Origin of the sequence: Tenacibaculum xiamenense (genome assembly GCF_964513065.1) — a bacterium.
GTDB classification, from domain to species: Bacteria; Bacteroidota; Bacteroidia; order Flavobacteriales; family Flavobacteriaceae; genus Polaribacter; species Polaribacter xiamenense.
Genome location: NZ_CAZEQU010000038.1, coordinates 1 through 25,407 on the forward strand (window position 1 = coordinate 1; position 25,407 = coordinate 25,407).

The following is a 25,407-nucleotide window of genomic DNA, read 5'->3' on the forward strand; positions in this document are numbered from 1 at the left end:
ATTTCTGTAAATAACTTCGAACCAATGTTAAATCATCTGTATTTATTCGCATGGCAAAATATAAAATTTTGTCAACGAATTAGTTAACCTTTACAATTTCGACCCAAAGGAGAAATCTTTTACTCTTTCAAGCGTAATTTAGATTTCTCAGTCACTACCATTCTTTCGAAAAGACTGTTATAGTAATCAGAATTGAAAGTTTAGATCATTTCTTCCAAAGGAAGCTTTCAAATAATTTTGATATTCTTAATTTTACCTTGAATTTTAAGAGTAATTTTATAAATTCATGTTAACATTTTGTTGTTGCAACTAAATTGCATTAATATTGTTTTATTTTCTAAATTAACTCATGGTAAAAACAACAGGTTTATCCTATTCTTATGGTACCGAGGCGGGGTTTAGTTTTCCTGACATAGATCTTAATCCTACAGAACATTTACTTATTTTAGGGCCTTCAGGAGTCGGAAAAACAACCTTATTGTACTTAATGGCAGGACTTTTACAGCCTTCGAAAGGCAATGTGTTTATTGACGGAACGGACATCAGTTCTTTATCAAGACGACAGTTAGATAAGTTTAGAGGTGAACATGTAGGGCTTATTTTTCAACAATATCACTTTGTTAATTCTTTGAATGTTGCGGAAAACTTGAAGTTACGACAAAGCTTTCCCAAAAAGATAGATGATAAAAAAAGAGCAATGGAGTTAGCAGAGAGATTGGGGTTAGCTGATCATTTGACTAAAAAAGTGTCGAACCTGAGTCAAGGACAACAACAACGATTGGCGATTGCTTTGGGAATAATTCACCAACCGAAAGTTATTTTTGCCGATGAACCTACTTCAAACTTAGATGATGCTAATTGTGATACTGTAATTGAATTGTTGAAAGAAGAAGCTACGATAAGTAAAAGTAGTTTGGTTATTATTACACATGATTTCAGAGTGAAGTCTCATTTTAAAAATCAGGTAACATTATGAAATTAGTTTATTTAGCCTATAAAAATTTGGTATCCAAACCATTCAACTTAGTATTAAGTTTAATGTTGTTAGTGCTTAGCGTTTCTCTGGTTACTTTTGTATTGCAGTTAAGTAAACAAGTAGGAGGGCAGTTAAATAAAAATATAACTCCTTTTGATATGGTGGTTGGAGCAAAGGGAAGCCCTTTGCAGTTGGTATTATCATCAGTACTTCATATTGATGCTCCTACAGGAAATATTAAGTTAAAGGAAGCAAAACAAGTACAAAATAATCCCTTTGTGAAATCAGCAATTCCTCTGTCTTATGGAGATAATTACAAAGGTGTTAGAATTTTAGGTACTACTACAGATTATATAGATAGTTATGGGGCTTCTTTGGAAAAGGGAAGCTTGTTTAGTAAGCCTTTTGAAGTAGTTGTGGGGAGTAGCGTTTCTCAAAGATTAGAATTAAAAATAGGAGATAATTTTAGTGGATCACATGGTTTATTAGAATCCTCTATTGATGTTCATGATGATCATCCATATACAGTAAAGGGAATTTTAAAACCAACAGGAACTGTCGTTGATCAATTAATTATTACTAATTTAGAAAGTATTTGGAAAACTCATGACCATGGCTCACATGATCATGAAGAGGATGCGAAAGAACATAATGATCATGATCACGATACTCACGATCACGGAGATCACAAGGAAGAGCACGATGACCATGACCATGATGTTCACGATCATGGCGATCACAAGGAAGAACATGATGACCATGACCATGATGCCCACGACCACGGAGATCATGAAGGAAAACATGATCATGACCACAATGCCCACGACCACGGAGATCATGAAGGAAAACATGATCATGACCACAATGCCCACGATCATGGAGACCACGAAGAAAAACACAATGATCATGACCATGAGGATGAGAAAGAGAATACGAACAAAAAAATCGATTTAAATAATTATGATGATGCTAAGGAAATTACCTCATTGTTGGTAAAATTCAGAAGTCCAATTGGAATGATACAATTTCCAAGATTTATAAATGAGAACACAAATATGCAATCGGCTTTGCCAAGTTATGAGGTACAACGATTAACAAAGCTTTTTGGTTCAGGAATAAAAATGATTAACGGAATTGCCTTTGCAATTTTATTGGTTTCTGGATTAAGTATATTTATAAGTTTGTTAAAAACAATTAGAGAAAGAAAAAATGAATTAGCTTTGTTGCGAACGTATGGAGTTCGTAGTAGTCAGCTATTGATTTTGGCACTTTTAGAAGGTTTATTCTTGGCAGGATTAGGTTATGTTCTTGGATGGATTTTTGGAAGAATTGGAATATGGGGTGTTTCCAGTTATATGCAAAAATCATATGGCTATGCTTTGCAAATTAATGGTCCTGAAATATTTGAGTTATTTCTATTGGGCATGGTAATTGTAATAGCAGTGGTGGCTACTTTACTAGCTTCTCTTTCAATTTTTAAATTAAATGTAGCAAAAACCTTGTCTGATGGATAAAAAAAATATTGTAACCTTTTTCATTTTTACCTTGTTAAGTATCTGTGCCATTGCTCAGGAAAAATTAAATTGGGTAGATTTTGCCGATGTAACTTTTAAGTCTGAATACAACGCCTTGTATAAGGCAAATTATTTGGTACCTACTTTTGGAGAAACAATAAAATCATATACAGGAAAACAAATTAAAATTAAAGGATATTTCTTAGATCTTTCGGGTGATGGTGAAATGCTTTTATTATCTCAGAACCCAATGGCGGCTTGTTATTTTTGTGGAGGTTCAGGACCAGAAAGTATTATAGAAGTAATGTTTAAGGAGAAGCCTAATTTTAAGACAGATCAAGTTATTGAGGTAGTTGGAACACTTAAGCTTAATGATGAAGACGTTGAGCACTGTAACTATATTCTTGAAAACGCTTCTGGTGTTTTGGTTGATTAATCACATAGTATTGAAATTCATTGGCTTGTAACTCGATAACGTAGTTTTATAAAACTAATCGTAACCTTAATCGTTTTTAACTGCAATAACTCATTTTTTAAAAGTGTTGATTTGAATCAATATTTCTTTCATTTAAAATAAGCACTTTTGGAAAAAGTAAAAAAAGATGATTTTTAACAAGGAAGAATTATTAAATGAACTAGTTGTATTGACAAGCTCTCATATCGAGTTTGTAACGCAATTAAGCAACGAAAATAAAGAGAGTTTACAGTATAAACTAAATGACAAATCGTGGTCTGCAGTTGAATGTATTGAGCATTTAAATTTATATGCTCAGTTTTATAATAAAGAAATTGCTTATAGAATAGAAACATCTAACTACCCAACTTCAGATGTATTTAAATCAGGAAAATTTGGAAATAGATTTGCCATGGACATGCTTCCAGGTGAAAAAATGAAGAAGATGAATACTTTTAAAAGTAAAAATCCTGTGTATTCAAAGCTTAATGCGGAGAACGTGCTTTCGGAGTTTTTACGTCTTCAAAAAGAATTATTAGGGTTACTAGAAAAAGCAAGAGCAAAGAATTTAACAAAAACTAAAACGTCTATTACACTACCGTTGTTAAAGTTTCGCCTGGGAGATACCTTCCGTTTTGTGATTTACCATAACGAAAGGCATATCGTCCAAGCTAAAAAATGTATTAAAAACGTATATAAATTAGTTAACTAGCTATTTGAGGTCGTAGAAAATTCCAAAAGAATACGAAGGATTTGCAGCAATAATTCTTCCTGAAAAGGCAGAATCAAAAGAAATAGAAGCTCCAATATTTTTAGTGAAATAGTAAGCTGCTTCAAACCCATAACTACTAAATTCCACATTATTGGCGAAAATACTACCATTACTATTGGCTGCATTCAGAGTACCATTTTGTAACGATTGTAGGATATTGATTCTTGAACTTAACCATAACTTTTTCTCAATGATATTTACTCCAACTTCAAAGCCTGCTCTTAGTTCATCTGAGAACCCTTCGGATCTGTTATTGTAACCTAAATAAGATTTCAAGTAAGAAGGGCGTTTGAATAAGCGAGTACTATATCCCACAGAGGTTGATAGATATTGATTAAACTCTCCATCTCCTGTTTGATAACTTCCATCGCTTCCTCCAGCTGAGCTTCCAGTAGGTAGTCCTAAAATTAATTTGGCATCTAGGGCCCAATTCCCTTTTTTAAAGATGGCATATCGAACTCCTAAGTCAATATCTCCAAAAGAATTGAAAGATTCACCTGGCTGAATGGTATTACTATTGGTACCTGATATCTGATTGTTTTGAGCAACGCGTGCAAAAAATGGTATATAGGCAATTACATCAAGTTTGTTAGAAAGCCCGTATTCTCCGTATAAATTGGTATTGAATTGGGTTCTAGTAACATTAGGGTCTAACTCACCAGTACCTGTAAAGTGTTGATCAGATTGTAAGTACCAAGCTGATAATTTAAAATATCCTTTACCTTTTCCTTTTGACCATTGTGCAAAGCTTTGAAATCCAACAAAAAGAAAAGCGATTATAATTAATTGTTTTTTGATCATAATAAATATTATTCTATAATTTCTCCGTCTCCAACTTTTACACTAAAAGGTTTACACCAGTATAGTAAATGACTAAAATCGTTTATACCTGCATTTGAAATGATATAGGTGTGTGATCCACTGAAAACAGCTACTTTTTGTATTTCCCTTGCATTTGCCACCGTATTTGGATTGTTGGTCATGTATAGGTATAATCCAGGAAGGGCGGTAGAGGCTCTATAGTCGTCGTTTATTTTTAATTCTAAATCATTTGTTCCTGGAATTTCACTCAATGTAAAAGTACCTGTGAGTTGATAGCTACTGGTTGTTCTTATAGTTCCAGTTTTTGTGTTGATTTGCCCTACTTGTACATTAAATGCATCCATGTCTGATACTTCTTGCCCATTAGTGTTTGTGTAAGAAGCTTTAATGGTTACTTCACCTGCATTTTTTGCGGTTACTAGTCCTTGTGTATCGATAGAGGCAATAGTATCATCAGAACTACTCCATGTTACCGTAACATTTTCATTTTGACCGATGTTATTTGTATAGGTAGCTGTGTATTGATGTGTATCACCAACGGTTAGTTCTTCAATAGGGTTATTAATACTCATTATTTCGCCAACAGGGTTCACAGTAAAACCATCTTCAGCACTTATTGTTTTTCCATCAACAACTGTGGAAGCAGTGATAACAACATCTCCTAAATTATTGGCAGTGACAAGTCCTGTTGAAGATACACTAGCGATATTTGAATCAGAGCTAGACCATGTTATGCTCACGTTTTCTGTTACTCCTAAAGCATTAACAAAGGTGGTCTGGTATTGGTGCTCATTATTTACGATGATATTTTCAATTGTATTGTTGATGGTTAAGCTTTCTTCAAGACTGATAACAGTTACAGTTAAAGAAGAGCTAACATTTTTTCCTTCTGAAGTAGTGGTACTCGCTGTTATGATAGCATTGCCAAGGCTTACAGCAGTTAATAAACCGTTTTCTGAAACAGTTAGAATTGAGGTGTCGGAGCTGCTCCAAACAATATTGGGTGTTAAAACTTCACCAACATTGTTGGTATATTTTGTAGTTAGTTGATGTGTTTTGGTAATGCCTAATTGTTCAATAGGATTATTAAAGCTTAGCTGCTCTTCAACACGATCATCAATGATATCGTTAGATACACACCCGATAAGCATTAAAATGGTAAATAAATGATAGATATGCTTCATACAAATTGGTTATTGTTTTTGGATTTAGTCGAAAGCATTTCTAAACATTACAGAAAATAAAAAAACTCGAAGACTGATCTTCGAGTTTTTAATATAATTATAAGCTTATATAGCACTAAGCCAGCATAGTAACTGGATTTTCTAAATATGTTTTTAACGTTTGTAAAAATTGAGCTCCAACAGCACCGTCTACAGTTCTGTGATCACAAGCTAATGTTAATTTCATTGTATTACCAACAACGATTTGTCCGTTTTTAACAACAGGCTTTTCAACGATTGCTCCAACGGATAAAATTGCAGAGTTCGGTTGGTTAATGATAGAAGTAAAACTTTCAATTCCAAACATACCTAAGTTTGAAACAGTAAAAGTACTACCTTGCATTTCTTCTAAAGAAAGCTTTCTGTTTCTAGCTCTTGAAGCTAAGTCACGAACTTGAATATCAATTTCGTTAATATTCATATGGTCAGCATGTCTTAGTACAGGTACAACTAGTCCATCTGGTACAGCAACGGCTACCCCTACATTGATATGACTATGGAATTGAGTATTATTATCTGTCCAAGAAGTATTTACTTGAGGATGTCTTCTTAATGCCATAGCACAAGCTTTTACTACCATATCGTTAAACGATACTTTAGTATCTGGCATTTGATTAATTATTTTTCTAGACTCAATAGCATTGTCCATATCTACCTCAATGTTCAGATAGAAGTGAGGTGCATTAAATTTAGATGCAGATAAAGACTTAGCAATCGCTTTACGCATTTGAGAGTTCTTTACTTCCTCAGTACCTTCTTGACCTGCAATAGCGAAGCTAGTTACAGCAGGAGTTGAAGCGGCAGGAGCCGATTGTTGAGGTGCAGCTTTAGCAGCAGGAGTATAGTTTTCTACATCTTTTTTGATGATACGACCATTTTCTCCAGAACCTTTGATATCCGCTAAGTTGATTCCTTTATCTTTTGCGATTTTCTTTGCTAAAGGAGATGCAAAAACACGACCGTTAGAAGAACTAGTTGCAGTAGCTTCAACAGTAGCAGTTTCTTGAACAGCAGGAACACTTTCAGTTTTTGGAGCTTCTTTTTCAGAAGTTTCAGTCGCAGCTGATAAGTTACCGTCTTTGTGAGCAGCAACTAAAGCAGCAACATCAGTTCCTGCAGCACCAATGATTGCTAATAAGCTATCAACAGGAGCGCTATCACCTTCATTGATACCGATATGTAATAAAGTCCCTTCATAGAATGATTCGAACTCCATGGTAGCTTTATCAGTTTCGATTTCGGCTAAAATATCTCCTTCTTCTACTTTATCTCCAACATTTTTTAACCAAGAAGCAACAGTTCCTTCAGTCATTGTATCACTTAATCGAGGCATGGTTACGACCTGAACACCTTCTGGTATTACAGTAGCTGAACCTTCAGATGAAGTTGTTTCTTCTTTTTTAGGTGCTTCTTCCTGTTTTGTTTCGTTCGCAGCAGGTTGACCTCCCGATAGTAATCCAGAGAAATCTTCTCCTTCATCTCCGATGATTGCTAATAAAGTGTCAACAGGAGCAGTTTCACCTTCATTTACTCCGATATGTAATAAAGTTCCTTCGTGGAATGATTCAAATTCCATGGTAGCTTTATCAGTTTCAATTTCAGCTAAAATGTCTCCTTCTTCTACTTTGTCTCCAACATTTTTTAACCATTGTGCCACAACACCTTCTTCCATGGTGTCGCTTAAGCGAGGCATATTAATTACTGTAGCCATAATTTAATGAGTTTGCTGGATTTATTATTTTATAAATGGATAATCTTCTTGTTCGTATACCGCATCGTGTAAAAGACTTACATCTGGGAATGGAGATTCCTCAGCAAATTTTTCACACTCTTTAACCAAGTCTTTTACTTCTTTGTCAATAGCCTTGATTTCTTCATCAGTGGCATATTTCTTTTCTTTAATAACGTCAAGTACTTGGGTAATTGGATCGATTTTCTTGTACTCTTCAACTTCTTCTTTTGTACGGTAATGTTGAGCATCAGACATTGAGTGACCTCTATATCTATATGTTTTCATTTCTAAGAAAGTAGGTCCATCACCTCTACGAGCTCTTTGAATAGCTTCATCAACAGCTTCAGCAACTTTTATTGGGTTCATACCGTCAACAGGTCCACAAGGCATTTCATAACCTAAACCAAGTTTCCAAATATCAGTATGGTTTGCAGTTCTTTCTACTGAAGTACCCATAGCGTATCCATTGTTTTCAACAATAAATACTACTGGTAATTTCCAGTTCATTGCCATGTTAAAGGTTTCATGCAAAGAACCTTGACGTGCAGCACCATCACCAAAATAACATAAAGTAACAGCATCACTTCCTTTATACTTATCTCCAAAAGCAAGACCTGCTCCTAATGGAATTTGTCCTCCAACAATACCATGACCACCATAAAAACGATGCTCTTTTGAGAAAATATGCATTGAACCACCTAAACCTTGTGAAGTTCCAGTAGCTTTACCATATAACTCAGCCATCACTCGTTTTGGATCTTCTCCCATACCAATTGGCTGAACGTGGTTACGGTAAGCAGTAATCATCTTGTCCTTGGTTAAATCCATTGCATGTAATGATCCTGCCAAAACAGCTTCTTGACCATTATATAAGTGTAAAAAACCTCTTACTTTTTGCTGAATATAAACGGCTGCTAGTTTATCTTCAAACTTTCTCCAAAATAACATGTCTCTATACCAGTTGATATAGGTATCTTTGGTGATTTCTTTCATTATATATTAGTTGTTTATTTTTGTTTGTTCGTTTTGCCTAACTCAAAACGTAGCTACAAAAGTAGTAGTTTTTAATAATTTAAAAAAGCTTCTAAGTAAAAGAAATTACAAAGAGTTCTTTTATTTTTTGTTAAAATTTTAATTACTTTTCTTTCGCTATAATAATACTAGCTTTTGCACCTGTAGCAAGGTTCCATTGATTTGAAGAAATTAGCATGCCTGCATCATTAAATATTTTGAAGGCAGCTGTATTTGGACCTGAAGTTCCTTGATTCAAAGCAACAATCTCTATTCTATTAACTCCTTCTTCTAAAGGAATGTTAAATGATTGATACCGTTGTTGTAAAGTTAGTTTGGTAATTACAGGAATATCATTCACAAGAATCGTTACTCTGTCACCATCTGGATATTGAAAATCTCTACAGATAATATTTACACTTTTAGATTTGGTACTAAAGCTACCTAAGTCCTGGTCAATAACCGGGTATTGATATTGTCCGTTAATTTTCTGGAAAGATTTTAGGTATTGCTCTTCGGCAATTTTCGCTTTTGTAAGTATTCCTTTATTTAAGTATGCTTCTTGTTCTTGTTTTTTCTTACGTTCTTGTTGTTGTTTGTTGTGAGCTGTTTTAAAACCATTATCATTTTTAAAGTCCAATGATTTTGGTTTTTTTGCTTCCTTAGCAGAAATACTAATGTTACCCAATGAGAAACTTCCTTTTTTATTTCCGCCACTAGAACCATCTATTTGTCCGTGAACGATAGAAGAAAAGCAAAGAGCTAAACTTAAAATTATATACTTACCAGCTTCTTTCATATATCAAATTGTAATAGCAAATATAATGCCGATTTTATATCATAGTCTAAATAAAGCGTTAAAAATTACTTAGTTAATGATAATTAAATTGCTAAGAGGCGTTATTTTGTTAGTTTAGATTGTTTTAAAAGAACAATTAAACCTAATTAAATGTGCTTTATTTGATAGGAAAATTAAAGTATGTTTTAGGGAAAGGTTCATTTCTTAAGGTAAAATGCCACCATTCATTTTTATATGGTCTGAATCCATGTTTTACCATAGTTTTTTGTAATAGAGCTCTGTTTTTTTTCTGTTGTGGTGTGAGCTTTTCAAACGCTATATGAGAAGATTTTCCGAAAAAATCGAACGGACTTCCCATATCCAATTCCTTATTTGTTTTAAGATTAACAACCGTTAAATCAACCGAACTACCTCTTGAGTGACCCGATTTAGATGAAATATAACCGAGTCTAAACAAATGTCTTTTATTGATTTTTGGATAGTAAGCAGATTTCATTAGGGTATCATTTATAACTCTGGCCCAGCGAACAAAATGGTTGACAGCTTGTTGTGGTCTGTAGGCATCAAAAATTTTTAAAGAATATCCTTTTTTAATAAGCTCGTCTTGAACTTTTTTTAATGCTTTTGCTGTTAAAGTAGAGGTGATTAACACATCATCTTGATACCCGTCTATAGGAACTCCAACAAAATTGTTATGGTTACAGTAGCGTAATTCTCTTTGAATGCTTGGAGCAACATCTCTTATATAAGAAAATCCTTTAGGTAATTGCGACCATGTAATAAAAGTGGACAATAAAAATGTGATAGTTGTTATCGTTTTAACTTTCATTTTTTTATTTTATTTCAGAGTGATTATATGTGTTTTACTTACGTTATTTTTCCTTGTGCTTTTGTTGGCAAATTTTATATTTAATTTGGTAATTCGAAAATTATCAAAATTTTGATTTATCGAATAGTCGATGTTGTTATTGTCTAATTGCTTTAAGAAATTATCACTAACATAGAAAGTCTTGCCTTTAAATGATGTTGACTCCTCAATATTAACTCTATTAATAGTCTTTTTAGTATAATATTCAAATCCGAAATCGGCGGAATCTTCTTCAAAAACATGAATATCGGAATTTGATTGATTGTCATGTCTTGCGGCATAAACACCTCCTTGATACTTTAATAAGGTAGGGTAGAAGCTTGTTATTAGAAACGTATACACTAGTATAAATGATAGCGAGCTTATCACAAAAAACTTATCAACTTTATGAAGTTTTCTCTTTTTTAAAGTGATAAATAATAACACAAGAACAATGATGGTGGTAATAATAAAAGTAGTACTAATTTGATCTACCATTAAATATAAAAGAACTGGAATTAAAAAAATGGGTAGTATTGAAATTACACTTTGAATTATCACATATAGTTTCTGCTTATTTTGATATTCCTTCTTGATTTTGTATATAAAATCGGCAGTAACAATGGCCATAAAGGGAAAAATAATGTTGGTATAGTGTGCTAATTGAAATTTACTTATAGAGAAAACAAGTATGGCTGTGAGTGCTGCAAAAACTGAATAGTATTCTTCGTTTCTATTGGCTTTTTTAACATTGCGCTTAATCTTGAAAAAGGTGGCTAGGTAAAATAGGATAGACCATGGTAAAAATGCCCATAAAAGGGTATGTAAAAAAAAGAAGATGCTTCCATTATGGTTAACTATAGGACCAGTGTTAAAAAAACGTCCAAATTGACTATCCCAAAAGAAGAATTTTAGCCCCGAAACATTGTTTTTTCCGAAAACTAACTTTTCAGGGTGAAGGTCAAACTGGGTGTATAGCGTATAAAGTTCAGGAATTGTTACTACAAAAGCCGCTATCAGTGCTACAATCCAAATAGGAGAGAGAAGTTGTTTCCAGTTTCTTTTTACGATAAGTTCACCGCCTAGGGCAGCTATAATTGGAATTAAAGTAAAAATACCTTTGGTCATTAAAGAGAATCCAGCAAATAAACATCCTAAAAGTAGAAACTTTATTTTTTTGTTTTTGATATAACTATCAAAATAATATACTGAGGCAATAATAAACCCTGTTAAAAAAGGTTCAGCACGTACATCAAAGTTGGAAATTACGCTATGCAATGAGGTGGCTAAGATAATGGCTGCAATGAGAGCTGTTTCCTTGTTGTAGTTTTGTTTGGTGAATTTATAGGTTACCCAAATACCAAAAATGAAAACCAACACAGCGGGAAACTTGTAAGCAAAATTGTTAAGTCCGAAAACTTTAAAAGACAAGGCTGTTAGCCAGAAAGGCATATGTGGTTTATCTAACCAATCTTTTCCTAATGAAAACAGATTGATAAAATCGTTATTTAAATACATGGTTTTGGCAATAGAAGCATATAAAGCTCCATCGGGAGCCATAATATCTATAAATAAACCAAAAGCCGTAACGAAGCCTATTAAAATTAAAATACTTAGAAGTAAGTTTTTTGTTTTCATTGATAGCTTTTTATCCTTTTGCAAAGTAATGTAAAAAAATATAGGCTAGCGGCTATTATTGTATAAAATAAGAATGAAAATAAAAAAGCAAAAAAAGCCAAAGCATATCGCTTTGGCTTTTAACTAATAAAACCAAGTATTAGTACTTTTATTTGAAGTTAGCTAACAAAGTACTAATGTTTTCCAGTTGGGAATTTTTTGAGATACCTGAAATTCCCAACATTATTTATTTCTTATATTTATTTAAATAATTTTCAATTTCCTGTTGTTCATATTTCTTTGCATAGTCTAAAGCTGTTCTTCCTCTGTTCGTAGTTTCAAGACTAGCTCCATTTTCAATCAGGTATTTTACAGCATTCAACTGTCCGTACTTTGTGGCGTACATTAAAGGTGTTTTTCCAGTGCATTCTCCTTCTAAGTTGGCCTTTCTTTTAACAAAATACTTCAGTGATTCTAATGATTTCATTTTAATTGAAATAGCCAGAAAATTGTACGAGCTACCTCGAACTTCATAACACTTATTTAAATCATCATCTGTAATTAGCTTATCTAAATCTTGGAAATTCTCGTTTTTAATGGCCATAAGAACTTCGTTGGAAATACTTTGGGCTGTAACAATATTTTTATAGAATAAACTAAAAAAGAGGATTAGGGATATTTTAATTGTTTTTTTCATGATTAGTTGATTATATTTCTTCGTTCTTTATATATTTTTCTTTGAAGTTTCCTTGTTCAAAAGTGAGCTCTTTTCCGTCATCGGTAAAAATGAATTTTATATTGGTGGCGTACATTTGCTCAAGAATGAATTGGTTATTCCCTTTATAAACTAAAGGACATTTGTATTCATTTTTTATGATATGAACCAATGCATTGTTTTCGTTGATGAAAACGATTTGATCTGTTTTGGTTTTAGATGATGTATATGTACCTGTGAAAAGTTTAACCTTTTTTGGATCGGCCTTTACTGGAGCGTCATTACAATATAGTTTAAAGATTTCCTGATAGAGAATATTGATATCTTCTTTAGAACCGTTTGAAATCATGGTAAAACTTAAGTTTTCCTTAGGAAAATAGATGGCAGTAGCTCTGAATTCATCAATATGTCCTCTATGACCGTAGCCCGTTCTGTCATTTAATGTATATTCCACAAGGCCTAAACCGTATTCACTTTTGATTGTTTTCATCTCTTGCAATGAATTTTCGGATACCACACTGCCTCTTAAAAGAGACTCCAAGAAATGATTTGTTTCTCTTGTTGTTGATATAATAGATCCAGAACCGATTCCGACAGATAAACTGGTTGGAGCAAATTTCATCCATTTATTACCGTAAGTATAAGAATGGCATTGGGTGTTTGTGTTTTTTTCAGAATAAGTGTTTTTTAAATTGAGTGGTGAACATATTTTGTTTTGTAAAAGTTCTTCATAAGAAGTTTCATAAATTTTTTCTAAAATCCTTGCTAAAAGGAAGTAATTTGAATTACTATATTCACTTTTCGCGTTAGGCTCGAAATCACTGCCATATTTGCTTATTCTTAAAAGCATTTCTTCAGAAGAAACATATTGTGTGCGAGTTTCCCAGAAGGCCTTATCTTTTGTAAAGCTATGTACTCCACTTCTGTGTTGTAAAAGTTGTTTTATGGTAATTTTATCAGCGTTTTTTATCATAGGGAAATACTGCTGAATAGTTTCGTTTAATTGTAATTTATTTTCTTCAACTGCCTTCATAACAAGAACAGCGGTAAATGTTTTAGAAATGGACCCTATGTTGTACTGAGTATTTAAGTTTGATTTTCTATTTGCTTCTACATCTTCAAATCCAATAGCTTTTTCATATACTTTGTTACCATTGGAGCTTATATAAATACTCCCCATAAAAGCTGTGTTCTTTTCTTTTATCGTTAATAAACTATCAATTTTATTTGTGAATAAAGTTGATGTTGTTGCTTTTTCTTGTTTACAAGAAAGGGTCAACAGGATTATTAAAAGTAGTACAGGATTTCTCATTGTTTAGCAGTTCATGTTGATCTTTTAGTGCAGACTAACGACCTTGGTAATAAGCCATTGATCGTTGCTTTTTTTCCATATTGTAATAAACTTACTAGGAATTGACTTTGCATTTGGTTCTTGACTATTAAAAAACTTATGGTACCCAATTTCAACAGCTCCATAATTATGTATAGGGTATACCTCAATGCTACCTTTAATCAAAGTTCGGGTAACTTTATTACAAATATTATTTTTTATAGCATTAAGGATATCTTTCTTTGAAGTTGAAAGTCCGGTATTATCGTGAAAAAACTCAATATCATCGCTTAAAATTTTAGCTTGAGTTTCCATATCGCAGTTATTATACGCATCGAAGAAAGTAGCATCCATTTTTGAGATTTCTTCGAATAATTGTTGATTTTTAGGTTGAAACTGTGGGATTTCATGTACCTGGCCATTGGTAAACCATGATACTAAAAGAGCATACAATAGCATCAGTAATTTCATAAGGAAGTTACCTTTGAAAAAGAAGTCGAAAATTGAGTCCATAGTTTTTAATAGTTTACTCACAAAGTGTGAGGGTAAAATACTTCAACCTATACTAAAGTTGAAGTATTTATGGTTGTGTTGAATTTCCAATAGAGTTATAAGGTGATTTAAAATTTGGTGTAATTACCAAATTTTAAAGGAATAGCTTTCGCCATTTTCATCATAGTTTCTAATGAAACCATGTTTGCCAATTCCAATAATAGTGCTTTTTGAAGCGCTTTTCCCTTTGAAGCCATCGTTACAATCAACTTCAATTTTATACGTTTTTATTTTACCATTATCATAGAATGTAGATTCGGAAAAATCGATATCAATGTTTTTTCGATTCTTGAACCAGCGAGCTAGTTTTTTAAGTTCATTTTTTGTAGTTTCTTTAGTAACAACAAGTTCTGCTTTGAAATCATTAATGGTACTTTCAAATAGAAAGCTTATATCTTCCATGTCCTCATCTTCGTTGTCAAATGAATCTTCTTCACTTTCCTCATCATCAAAATTAGTATTCGATTTTTCACAATCAGTGCACTCAAGGCCTCTAGAAGTCATTTTAAAATGATGGTTAACCATATCACGGTCATAAATATCATCTGTATTGTCAATACTATACAAGAAATCACGTGATGATCTTTCAAAATATACTTTTGAACCTTCAGGTAGGTAAAGAGTAGCTTTTACTTCTTCATCTTTCCACATGTTTTTGAAGTCATTTAAGAAATAGGCATCAAAAACAATTATATTATTATCTGATTTAAAATTATAACGAATATTTTCGGCATTTTTATTTGCTAAATTACGCTTTCTTCCTTCTGAGGTTTTCTTAATTTCTATGTAAGCATTACCTGTTTCACTCTTTTCAATATCGATGTTTACATCGTTTGAATATTTCATCTCTGTATCATCGACCATTACATTCACATAATTATGACTGTTTCGAAGTCGAGATTGGTAATAAATATTATCGTCGTTAACCACTCTAATTTTTAATGGCTTTTCAGTGTCATAAGTAAGACTATGTTTTTCAACATTAGTTCCATTATATGCTCTTGACGTTGAAAATTCGATAGCCGAAAAACCAACTCCTAATAGCGCAACTAACCAAATACCCAGTAACGTTAATACTGTAGAGGTGTTTAATTTCTTAATATTTGGAGAAAGAATACGTAAACCTAAAATGAATAGAACTACAAATGGAATACCTATTAGAATGAATAAGAACGTTGCCAATAACCATCTAGGCATTGATGACTCATAGAAAAATGGTGGGTAATGAACGATATCATTATCAATTTGTAAAATTTCCAAACTTCCAACTGAGAAAATACCTAACAGCAATGAAATCAAGGTAGCACCAGCAATAAAAATTAAAATGACACCCATAAATTTTCCAAAGACTTTGAATACTGCAAGTAATATTTTACCTAAAGTATCTATAAAATCTTGAAATCCCGACTTAGTTTGTGCTCTAAGTTTTTCATAATCTGCACTCGAAATTTTGTCAGATAGTTCATGGGCGCCATCTTTCAGCTTGGTTGATAGGTTTTCAAACTCGTTACGAATTTTTTTTTCAATGTTATCAATATTTACAGCCTCTCCTTCCATTTGAAGTTTTTCAGAAGTAGTTCTGGCTTCGGGAAGAAGAATCCATAAAATAATATAGACTAAAGGAGAGAATCCACTTGCAATTAATACAATAAAAGCTAAACGAATCCAAATAGCGTCAATACCAACATAATGTCCTAATCCAGAACAAACACCTCCTAAAAACTTGTCATTTCCATCTCTGAAAAGCTTTTTACCAGCACCTTTTCTTCGGCTGCTACTTGAAGTAGTTTTAGTGTACTCTTCTTCAACATCGGCATAATCTTCAGGTTGCCCCATGATAGCAATAATTTCATCAATATCACTTTCATTTACAACTTGACGAGCATCCGTTATTCTTTCTGACAATAACTCACTAATTCTGGCTTCGATATCAGAAATAATTTCATCTTTCCCTTGAGGGTCGTCACTTAAAGAACGTCCGATTGCGTCTAAATAACGTTTTAATTTTTGGTAGGCGGTTTCATCTATATGGAAGAAAAATCCACCTAAATTTATGTTGATCGTTTTATTCATTTTCAGTTGATTTTGTACTTGTTACTTGGTTTACAGCATTCACTAGGTTATTCCATGTTTTGTCTAATTCTTTTAAGAATAGTTGTCCATTTTCGGTTAAAACATAATATTTTCTTGGGGGTCCAGAGGTTGATTCTTCCCATCTATAGCTTAATAACCCGGCGTTTTTTAATCGAGTTAATAGTGGGTAAATGGTTCCCTCGACCACTATCATTTCAGCGCTTTTTAAGGTGGATAGAATTTCTGATGTATAAGCATCTCCATTTTTCAGAATGGATAAAATACAGTATTCTAACACTCCTTTACGCATTTGAGCTTTTGTGTTTTCTATCTTCATTGAGCGTGGTTTAGAGTGGTTATTTAATAAATTTTATGGTAAATGGATACTTGTAAACTTCTCCATTGTTTGCTTTCATGGCAGCTAAGATGATTAAAGCTATTTTAATAAGAGTAACAATACTAACTAAAGAAGCAACTCCTAAAATTCCAAAAAGTCCGTTGTAAGAATGATGTCCTCCAAAGTCAATATCTACGCCATTGAAAATGTCGAAAAAATTGCCAAAAATAAATGAGAAAAAAGAAGCGCCTAAAATAAAAATATATAAGCTGAAGCTAATGTTAAAGTTAACAGCTTCCTTTCCATGTTCGTCTAAATAAGGACTTTTATCTTTTAGGGTTTGCCAAATAATTAGTGGAGTTATAATGCTGCCTAATGGAAATAAATATCCAGCAAAAGATGAGATATGTATTAAAAAGGCGTTTGTATTCTCGTTATTGTTTTGCATAATAATATGATTTATATAATACTTGACAATACAAATATATAGATATTAAATGGTATTATGCAATACATAGTACTAAAATTTAACAAAATTTAACATTTAGATTAGATGTTAAAATTTAGTTTAAAGTTGTATTTTGCCAGTAAATCTTATATAGAAATGAAGTTTACACCGAGAAAAATAAATACATTCTTACTTTTTAAATTACCAGCAGCTTTTTTTACAGGGGTTCGTGTTGCCAGTATCTCAGAGACTAATTCAGTTGTTCGAGTACGCCATAGATGGGTAAATCAAAATCCATTTAAGTCGATGTTTTGGGCAGTCCAAGGGATGGCTTCAGAATTATCTACGGGAATTTTAGTAATGAAAGCAATAAGTGATTCAGGAGAAAAGGTATCAATGCTCGTTACTAATATGAATGCGGTGTTTACAAAAAAGGCAGTGGGTAAAATACGATTTGAATGTAATGATGGGGCATTAATTAAAGAGGTAATCAAAAGGGCGGTAGAGACAGGTGATGGGCAAACGGTATTGGTTACTTCAGAGGGAATTAATGAAGAAGGGGTATCTGTGTCGAAATTTGAATTTGAATGGAGTTTGAAAGTGAAGTCGTAACAAAAAAAGTAAAATAGCGTCTAACCAATAAAACTAATTATTATGAATGCACACGAAATTGACTACCGAATATATGGTGAAGAAATGCAATATGTAGAAATTGAATTAGATCCAGAGGAAGGTGTCGTAGCGGAAAGTGGAAGCTTTATGATGATGGATTCGGATGTTAAAATGAATACTATTTTAGGAGATGGATCGAATCAAGAAAAAGGCTTACTTGGGAAAATATTTTCTGCAGGAAAAAGAATTCTAACCGGTGAAAGCTTGTTTATGACCGTTTTTACAAATATTGGACACGGGAAAAAACAAGTATCTTTTGCATCACCATATCCTGGGAAAATTGTACCTGTCGATTTAACTGAGTTTGGAGGAAAGTTTATTTGTCAGAAAGATGCATTTCTTTGTGCAGCTAAAGGTGTTTCTATCGGTATTGAGTTTTCAAAAAAACTTGGTAGAGGACTTTTTGGAGGTGAGGGTTTTATTATGCAAAAAATGGAAGGTGACGGTATGGGATTTATTCATGCTGGAGGAACCATGGCAAAGAAAGTTTTACAGCCGGGTGAAGTTTTAAAAGTGGATACAGGGTGTATTGTTGGGTTTACTCAAGATGTCGATTATGATATTGAGTTTGTTGGAGGGATAAAGAATACCATCTTTGGAGGAGAAGGCTTGTTCTTTGCGACTTTAAGAGGACCTGGTACAGTATATATTCAATCGTTGCCGTTTAGTAGACTGGCAGGACGTGTTCTTTCGATGGCTCCGCAATCGGGAGGAGATAGAGGAGAAGGTAGTATTTTAGGAGGTATAGGAGATCTCTTGGATGGAGATAACCGATTTTAATAATAAAAAAGTAGTGGAGAGCAATATTCTAGTTACTTTCCACTACTATTCTAATTCAATAAATATTAGATATTTAAATTATCAATAATATTTTTCAATTTATCATCTTCAGATGGTCTGGGGGCATTAGGTGTAACAATTTTACCAGTTGGGTCTAGAATAATAAACCTCGGAAGTCCTTCAATAGCATATTTTTGTATAAAGTCGGACTTCATTTCATTGTCAGCAAATAATTGATGGCCGGATAGTTCTTTTGTTTTAATAACTTTTTTCCATTTATCGAAGCTACTTTTTTTGTCAACACTGATTCCAATAAATTCTATGTTTTTGTCATGATAAAGAACCTCGAACCTTTTTAATAAAGGGATTTCTCGCTCACAAACGTTACACCAAGTAGCCCATACATCGATTAGCTTGTATTTTCCATTGTTTAAAAAGTCATCCAAAGAGTTTATTCCTCCTTCATAATTTTCATAATCAAAAAATTTAGGAGTGTTATTACCTTTAGCGGTAAGTTTTAACACATTGTACTTTTCTGTTATTTTATTGTTATACGTGTTGTTTGTGGAGTTTTTAATATAATAGTCATAATACTCTTTAATATAATCGGTATAGGTGATTTGTTTTATTCCTTTTGTAAAGAATAAATCATTTTTTATTAGTGTGTCGTTAATGTTGTTAGTTACTGTTTTTAGATAATTAATAAATGGTTTACTATTTTGATCTTCAGTGTTTGTCTTGTTTGTTTTTCTCTCTAATAATTCTTGAATATATTTTCTGTACGAAAGAAAATCTAAATAATCCTCTCTATGGTCTAATTTGATTTCAGGGATTTTTTGAGAAAAAGCACTTGAAACGTTAAAATCCGTTTCTCCAGTCAGTTTTCCGTGAAAGTCCTCATAATTATTAAAATTTCGAGTAATTTCATAATCTATGTGTCTATACTCTTTATTTTCGATATCAACAGGAAACTTGTTTGAAGCACATAAGGATTTTAAACTGTCTTTGTAATTGTCCATTGTTTGAGTAAATGACTCTTCATTTTGTTTGAATAGAACATAGGCAGACTTAACAATAGAAGAATAAAGCTTACTTTTTTTAATAAAGTAGTTATTGACCTGCTTATTATCTCCTTTAAAAGATGTTTTTTCCAGGTTTTTAAGGTTACTATTAATTTCTAAATTGTCAGATTTAGTGAGGTAAAGTGTTAAGTATTTGTTTTTCGAAAAGACCAAATTGTAATATCCTGTTCTTGGGATTTTAATGGTGTCATTAAAGGTTTTAGAAGATTTATTAATCTTTATCTTATGTTCATAATTGTAGCTAGTTAGTTTAATTTCTTTTTTTTTGAATCCGTCTATTTTACCTTTAATAATGAGTTGTTCTATGGGGGTAGGGGAATTACAGGAGGTTGTTAAGAAGATAAAACATAACAGTAATAATAGTAAGTGGGAAATTTTCATAATTACTTCTTTAATTGATTAAAGAAGTAAATCTCTGTAAAATTTTGATAAACACAAAAAACATTTTTTTTTGTGAATTATTAATAAAAAAAATCCGCAGTAATGCGGATTTTCTTGTAATATAAAGGTGTGTTTTTGTTTAGATGCTAATTCCTAACTCTTCAAACATATTCATTAGTTTTTCACCGTCTGAAGGTCTAGGAGCATTTGGACTGATAATGTTTCCTTCAGGATCAACCATAATAAATCTTGGTAGTCCTTTAATAGCAAACTTCTTAATAAAATCAGAACCAAAAGATTTGTCAGCGAATAATTGAACGCCTCCCATTTCTTTTTGTTCAATGGTTTCTTTCCATTTATCTTTAGCGTTAATATTGTCAACACTAATACTTACAAATTCAATGTTTTGATCGTGGTACTGTAACTCAAGTCTCTTTAAAAGTGGAGTTTCACGCTTACAGAAACTACACCAAGTAGCCCAAACATCAATGTATAAGTACTTTCCGCTATTTAATAACTCGTCTAATGAAGTAGTTCCTCCTGCAATGTTTTCATAGTTTTCAAACTTCGGACAAGGCATTCCTTTTGCTGTTAACTTTAAAGAATTATAGATTTCCGTAATTCTATCTTTATGAGCTTTATTTGTAGAGAAAGCGATGTATTTGTTGTAATATCCTTCTAAGTCTTCTGTGTAAGTAATTCCCTTTTGACCTTTTTCAAACAATAAATCGTTTTTAACAATGCTATCGGTAACTTCAGTCTGAACTGTTTCCAAATAGTTAAGAGCAACATCTGCATCTTCAGTAGCTCTTTCATCAGCTAATCTTTGAATTTCATCCTGAACAATCTTTTGGTAAAAATCAAAATCTTTGTAATCTTCTCCTTCGTTGAAATTGATTTTATCAGTTACAGAAGGAAAGTTTTCTGAAGGAACGAAGTCCTCATTACCACTCAAAGCAGGGTAATATGTAGGATAGAAATATAAATCTCTTAAGTATTCATATTCTATATTCTTTATTTCTTTCTTTAAAAATGCTTCTGGTAACTTGCTGTTGATGGCTAAGTCAGTTAATGCATTTTTATAAGTGTCTAAAGTTGAAAGAAATTCAGGTTCTTCCTTACCTAATAGTTCTCTCAAGTTAATAATTTGCTCAGCAAATAAGTTTTTCTTTTTGATGAAATAATCTCCTGTTACGCCATTAACCCCTTCAAACTTAATAGCATCTGGGTTTTTGTAATCTAAAAGAATTTTAAGATCATCAGTTTTTGTTAAGTAAACATCAAACTTTCTTTTGTTTACAGTTAGTTTGTAATATCCATCTCTTTCTATCCTAAGAGTATCAACAAATGTTTTTGTTTTTTTGTTAAAAGGGATCTTTTTTTCAAAATCAAAACCTTCTAATTTAACATCTCGCTTTTTGAAATTATCAACTGTACCAGATAAAATTAGATAGTCTTTTACGGGTGCTTCTTTCTTACATGAAAGCATAATACCTCCTATGAGGGCTAAAAGTACTATTTTTTTCATTCTTAATTATTTAGGTAAATGTAGTGTTTAAAAGCCCGAAAGTACTTTATTTAGTTTTTTTTTCAAAGAAATTAGTTAAATATTTCATTTTATTGAAGTTCCAACTTTTTGTAAGTAATTTTTAGGCTTTTCAACATTCTGGATCATAAAATACGAAAAAAGAATTAAAGAGCTATAGTATCTACCAAAAAACGAAAAAAACTGAAGTACCACTTCAGTTTTTTAGTTTCTTTTTCCTCTTTTTCACAAGCAATTACTCCCACAAAATAGTTTTAGATAATAGTAGATGATTTCTCATAGTAAAAGTATTAATTGTTAAAGCCTTGTTAAAACAATAATCGTACCAAACAGTTAAAATAATGATCGAATTATAAAAAAAGATTGAATCTATTAAGAATATGTTAACTGAGTTAAAGTGTTAAGCGGTTATACCGTAAAAACATACGTTCAACTATAAAGATTCATGGTTCATAACCTTTTTTTTACTACTCGAAATACTTATAAAGATATTTGTTGTTATTAAAAGATAAAGAAAGTTTTTAGTATGAATAACCACATAATTTTCCCTATCGAGGTTGAAGCTTTTCGGGTAGGAGAAGATGATAAAGTTTTAATAGTAGCAAAAGGAAGAGAAGAGGGAATTAATAGAGTGCAGATTCAAGTTTCTGCCGCAACAATTTACCCTCCAATGTATTTGGTAGTTGGAGAACCAATAAATGAACCGGGTTATTTCCCATATACCGTCCAGAAAACAATTGCTTATCCAAGTAATATTGACTACATCCAGTTTCAAACTGGTAGTGGAACAAAAAGAATACCTATTACCGATGTTACCGAAGGGGATGACGATTTGAAAAAACTATTAGCCTCAGGTGAAAACCAGGTTGTAGGATATGCTTACAATGTAATAGATATGAATAAGGCTATCGTAGATGCAACAGATAAGGTAAGAAAGATGAATATTGATTTTTATTCGGCTGAAATAAAGAGATCGGGTGTAGTTTCATTATCTCATTTTTCAGACTTTCAATTTTTCTATGTAATAATGGAATACAAAGAGTAAGTATACTTAAAATTAAGGGCAAATAGGGAGCTTTGGAATAAAGCTCCCTCCACTATACACTTAAAAAACCCTTCTTACAAATTTATAAGCTAAATAGTAATGCAAAAGTCATAAAAAAGATTCGTTCCTGCAATAAGTAATTTTACTAATATTAAATAGGGTTTTTACTGTCTGTAATAATGAAAACCATTAGTTTCGATATATGGAAAGGTAAAAATTGGAAAATACTACATGGAGTGGGCTTTAGAATAAAAAAAGATTCTCATATGAGAATCTTTTTTAAAAAATGATTTTATAAAAAAATCTACTACTAAACTATACTACTACTCTTATGACACTTTTATTTTTAAAAAGTCACAAAAGAAAAAAATAAAATAAAAAAAGCTCCCGAAGGAGCTAATTACAAAAGTTATATAAGGGGATAATTCGGTTTGTTGTAGGTTAGTTGATTTTTGAAAATCGTATAAAAATTCCTACTCGAATGAGGAGTAGGAATTTTCCCCTTGAAATATTAAGCTGTCCGAAAATTTTGATTCCAAACTTACTGCAATTTAAAACAAGTAAGGCTATCTTACAATTGGTAAAATCCCTAGTTGTATACTAATGGTTTTTACTGGTAATGATGAAGATAACCATGAGTTTAAGTTTGTTTTGCTCTTGAGAGGTCATATAAGTTTTTGTATAAAAAGAAAAATACTCTTTATTGCTAAAGAGTATTTCTAATCAAACTAACTAAACAATGAAATAAGTTTTTAAACTCATTATAAAGGTAATTTATATCTAAGGTTTGTATAGTTGAATTTAGATTAATTGCTGTTTTTTGTAGTTAAGTGGTTGATTTTGATTGATTAAGTTGTTTTTTTTGTAGTCAAAAAAACCTCCTTTTTTGGAGGAGGTCAGTTTGGTTGAATATAGTCTAATGCAAAATTGATATGGACTAACATCCATTTACCTACTACTACGGTATAAAAGTATTTAAGAATATATCAAATGATGTTAACGGAGTTTAAATAAAACTTAAAGATAATTGAAAGGTTTACAGTATATTACTTGAGGATTTGCAAAGTGAAATTAGTGGAAGTTGAAAAAGGAATATATGAAATAGGTATATAGGGGAAAAGAGCTCCATGCTGGAGCCCATGTTTAAGGGGCTAAAAAATTCGGGGGGTATGAAATTTTTATTCATTTCAAATATAAGCCACCAAACCAATTCATTTTTACAAATTAGTTTAGTGGTTTATTGAGGTCGGTAAAACGACCAAAAGTATAGGTGAATAAAAAAAGTACTCAACCTATTAAAGAAGGGTGTGCTTCTTTTTTGTTTTTCTTTTTATTCAATATGATTTCACAACTCGATATGTTGTGTAAGTAAGCTAGCGTAAGGATTCAAATTTGATTAACTTAGAAATCTTTTCCAGAGTTTTGATTTCTTTTTTCGATGATAGAAATTGGTTCATAAAATTTTATAAATGTTTCTTTTTAGGGAACTCGATTTATACTGTTGAGATTTACTTTATGTTTCACCTATAGTTTATTATGAACCAAAATATATCATGTTGTTAAATAATTCGTTTAATGGAATCCGAAAATAATTTTTCGTTTTCATTAATTATGACACATCTTTTTTAAAGAAGTCACATTTATTGTGATAAAAAACTGTTTTTTCTTGAAAAAGGCTGATTGAAACTCCTAAACATATTTAATAAATGCTTTTATAAAAGCATAAAAAAATTATATTTGGCGGCACTAACAAATAATCGAATTGAAATAATGGTAACTAAGAAAGGTGTTTTAAGTGAGGTGTTTATTGTTTGTCTATTAATGGTAACAGGAGTTTTTATGTCTTGTAACTTTAATAAATCTGTTCATAAAGACTTAGAAACGGGAGCATATTCAGAAGGAAATGGAATTGACTGCAAGGATGTCTTAATTACCGTTAATGGAAAATTAGATAAAAGAAATGAGTTTGTTTATGGAGAAAGAGTGACTTTAGTTTTTAATGATGTAGTTGGTTTAAAAAAGATGGATAGTTTAACTTATCCTGGATTATCAATGCATATTGTAAAAAACGGAAAAGATACATTAGTAGCGAAATCAAACTTATTGGAGAAATTGAAAAATGGAATAAAGTTATCACCGCTTCAATTAAAGACGAAGTTTAAGGCAGTATTACCATATAAAAATAATGAGAAATACAAATTGTATGTGGATATATGGGATAAAAAAGGAGATGGATCATTTTCATATGAGTTACCCTTTACAGTTAAAAAAAATGATGTTTTAAAAATAGAAAACAAAGGGCTGAATTATTCAAAGGCATATTTGTATAATGAAACGTTGAAAGAGGTTGTTAATTCTAAGAAAATAAATTCAAACCATGTATTTATTTTAGTTTTAGAACAGGTGAGTGGGTTATCTCAGAAAAAAGGAAGAGTATTTCCTGTTTTCTCAATAGATGTAGAAGATAATGAAGGAAGGAAGATAATATCAAATAAGAACGTATTAAAAGGTTATGAGCAGCAAGGAGTAGAGGCAAAAAAACTTAAAGTTGGTAGGTTAACAACCAGAATTACTTTTTCAAAAGGCAAGTTTAATAATCCTTATAAATTAACAGCCAAGTTATTTGATATGAATTCATCCAAAGAAATTAACATATCAGGTGATTTAATACTTAACTAA

General features: G+C 31.8%; 23 protein-coding genes. 8 read left to right on the forward strand and 15 right to left on the reverse strand.

The genetic code is table 11. From position 1 onward, the window contains the following. Positions 1-349 precede the first annotated feature (349 nt). From ACKTTV_RS17010 to ACKTTV_RS17025, 4 genes are all read left to right on the forward strand, one after another. The gene (locus ACKTTV_RS17010; RefSeq protein WP_408032070.1) at positions 350-976 is read left to right on the forward strand and encodes an ABC transporter ATP-binding protein; all 627 of its coding nucleotides are present in this window, start codon (positions 350-352) and stop codon (positions 974-976) included. Further along, on the forward strand, positions 973-2,490 hold the full coding sequence (locus ACKTTV_RS17015) for an ABC transporter permease (protein ID WP_408032071.1): 1,518 nt from the start codon (positions 973-975) through the stop codon (positions 2,488-2,490). The genes ACKTTV_RS17010 and ACKTTV_RS17015 overlap by 4 nt, the downstream gene beginning before the upstream one ends. Further along, positions 2,483-2,926 carry a hypothetical protein gene (locus tag ACKTTV_RS17020; RefSeq protein ID WP_408032072.1) on the forward strand — a complete coding sequence of 148 codons (444 nt, stop codon included), beginning with the start codon at positions 2,483-2,485 and terminating at the stop codon, positions 2,924-2,926. Before ACKTTV_RS17015 ends, ACKTTV_RS17020 begins: the two co-directional genes overlap by 8 nt. A gap of 166 nt (positions 2,927-3,092) precedes the next feature. Beyond that, positions 3,093-3,656, forward strand: a complete 564-nt coding sequence (locus ACKTTV_RS17025; RefSeq protein WP_408032073.1) for a DinB family protein — start codon at positions 3,093-3,095, stop codon at positions 3,654-3,656. On the opposite strand, the gene ACKTTV_RS17030 is transcribed toward ACKTTV_RS17025, so the two are convergent. The 13 genes from ACKTTV_RS17030 to ACKTTV_RS17090 all read right to left on the reverse strand — a co-directional run bounded on the left by ACKTTV_RS17030 (position 3,657) and on the right by ACKTTV_RS17090 (position 17,222). Then, the gene (locus ACKTTV_RS17030; RefSeq protein WP_408032074.1) at positions 3,657-4,517 is read right to left on the reverse strand and encodes a hypothetical protein; all 861 of its coding nucleotides are present in this window, start codon (positions 4,515-4,517) and stop codon (positions 3,657-3,659) included. It lies immediately after the preceding gene. Positions 4,518-4,525: 8 nt separating this feature from the next. Next, positions 4,526-5,722, reverse strand: coding sequence for an Ig-like domain-containing protein (locus ACKTTV_RS17035; protein WP_408032075.1), 1,197 nt, complete (start codon positions 5,720-5,722; stop codon positions 4,526-4,528). 115 nt (positions 5,723-5,837) lie between these two features. After that, positions 5,838-7,472 (reverse strand): pyruvate dehydrogenase complex dihydrolipoamide acetyltransferase, encoded by a 1,635-nt coding sequence (locus ACKTTV_RS17040; RefSeq protein ID WP_408032076.1) that lies wholly within the window; start codon positions 7,470-7,472, stop codon positions 5,838-5,840. Between the two features lie 24 nt (positions 7,473-7,496). Continuing rightward, positions 7,497-8,486: a pyruvate dehydrogenase (acetyl-transferring) E1 component subunit alpha gene (pdhA, locus tag ACKTTV_RS17045; protein ID WP_408032077.1), complete on the reverse strand. Its 990-nt coding sequence runs from the start codon at positions 8,484-8,486 to the stop codon at positions 7,497-7,499. Positions 8,487-8,628: 142 nt separating this feature from the next. Continuing rightward, positions 8,629-9,303, reverse strand: coding sequence for a hypothetical protein (locus tag ACKTTV_RS17050; RefSeq protein WP_408032078.1), 675 nt, complete (start codon positions 9,301-9,303; stop codon positions 8,629-8,631). A 157-nt stretch (positions 9,304-9,460) separates the two neighbouring features. Then, a complete protein-coding gene (locus ACKTTV_RS17055) occupies positions 9,461-10,132 on the reverse strand; it encodes a M15 family metallopeptidase (RefSeq protein WP_408032079.1) in 672 nt (223 codons plus the stop codon). A 9-nt stretch (positions 10,133-10,141) separates the two neighbouring features. Beyond that, entirely contained in the window at positions 10,142-11,788 is a 1,647-nt protein-coding gene (locus tag ACKTTV_RS17060; RefSeq protein WP_408032080.1) for an ArnT family glycosyltransferase, read from the reverse strand. 226 nt (positions 11,789-12,014) lie between these two features. Further along, positions 12,015-12,464, reverse strand: coding sequence for an ankyrin repeat domain-containing protein (locus ACKTTV_RS17065; RefSeq protein WP_408032081.1), 450 nt, complete (start codon positions 12,462-12,464; stop codon positions 12,015-12,017). Between the two features lie 10 nt (positions 12,465-12,474). Next, positions 12,475-13,794, reverse strand: a complete 1,320-nt coding sequence (locus ACKTTV_RS17070) for a serine hydrolase domain-containing protein (RefSeq protein WP_408032082.1) — start codon at positions 13,792-13,794, stop codon at positions 12,475-12,477. A gap of 24 nt (positions 13,795-13,818) precedes the next feature. Further along, positions 13,819-14,325: a nuclear transport factor 2 family protein gene (locus tag ACKTTV_RS17075; RefSeq protein ID WP_408032083.1), complete on the reverse strand. Its 507-nt coding sequence runs from the start codon at positions 14,323-14,325 to the stop codon at positions 13,819-13,821. A gap of 123 nt (positions 14,326-14,448) precedes the next feature. After that, the gene (locus ACKTTV_RS17080; RefSeq protein ID WP_408032084.1) at positions 14,449-16,437 is read right to left on the reverse strand and encodes a PspC domain-containing protein; all 1,989 of its coding nucleotides are present in this window, start codon (positions 16,435-16,437) and stop codon (positions 14,449-14,451) included. Continuing rightward, complete coding sequence (locus ACKTTV_RS17085; protein WP_408032085.1) at positions 16,430-16,774, reverse strand: PadR family transcriptional regulator; 345 nt, start codon at positions 16,772-16,774, stop codon at positions 16,430-16,432. Before ACKTTV_RS17085 ends, ACKTTV_RS17080 begins: the two co-directional genes overlap by 8 nt. 19 nt (positions 16,775-16,793) lie before the next feature. Continuing rightward, a complete protein-coding gene (locus ACKTTV_RS17090) occupies positions 16,794-17,222 on the reverse strand; it encodes a DUF4870 domain-containing protein (RefSeq protein WP_408032086.1) in 429 nt (142 codons plus the stop codon). Positions 17,223-17,378: 156 nt separating this feature from the next. Between ACKTTV_RS17090 and ACKTTV_RS17095 the strand changes: the two genes are divergently transcribed. Together ACKTTV_RS17095 and ACKTTV_RS17100 are read left to right on the forward strand one after the other, a co-directional pair. Then, positions 17,379-17,834 carry a DUF4442 domain-containing protein gene (locus ACKTTV_RS17095; protein WP_408032211.1) on the forward strand — a complete coding sequence of 152 codons (456 nt, stop codon included), beginning with the start codon at positions 17,379-17,381 and terminating at the stop codon, positions 17,832-17,834. A gap of 42 nt (positions 17,835-17,876) precedes the next feature. Further along, entirely contained in the window at positions 17,877-18,674 is a 798-nt protein-coding gene (locus ACKTTV_RS17100) for a TIGR00266 family protein (RefSeq protein ID WP_408032087.1), read from the forward strand. A 65-nt stretch (positions 18,675-18,739) separates the two neighbouring features. On the opposite strand, the gene ACKTTV_RS17105 is transcribed toward ACKTTV_RS17100, so the two are convergent. Next, the gene (locus tag ACKTTV_RS17105) at positions 18,740-20,137 is read right to left on the reverse strand and encodes a TlpA family protein disulfide reductase (RefSeq protein WP_408032088.1); all 1,398 of its coding nucleotides are present in this window, start codon (positions 20,135-20,137) and stop codon (positions 18,740-18,742) included. Positions 20,138-20,276: 139 nt separating this feature from the next. After that, the gene (locus ACKTTV_RS17110; protein WP_408032089.1) at positions 20,277-21,665 is read right to left on the reverse strand and encodes a TlpA family protein disulfide reductase; all 1,389 of its coding nucleotides are present in this window, start codon (positions 21,663-21,665) and stop codon (positions 20,277-20,279) included. 544 nt (positions 21,666-22,209) lie between these two features. Here ACKTTV_RS17110 and ACKTTV_RS17115 point away from each other — a divergent pair. Together ACKTTV_RS17115 and ACKTTV_RS17120 are read left to right on the forward strand one after the other, a co-directional pair. Then, the gene (locus tag ACKTTV_RS17115) at positions 22,210-22,728 is read left to right on the forward strand and encodes a hypothetical protein (protein ID WP_408032090.1); all 519 of its coding nucleotides are present in this window, start codon (positions 22,210-22,212) and stop codon (positions 22,726-22,728) included. Positions 22,729-24,465: 1,737 nt separating this feature from the next. Then, positions 24,466-25,407, forward strand: coding sequence for a hypothetical protein (locus ACKTTV_RS17120; protein ID WP_408032091.1), 942 nt, complete (start codon positions 24,466-24,468; stop codon positions 25,405-25,407).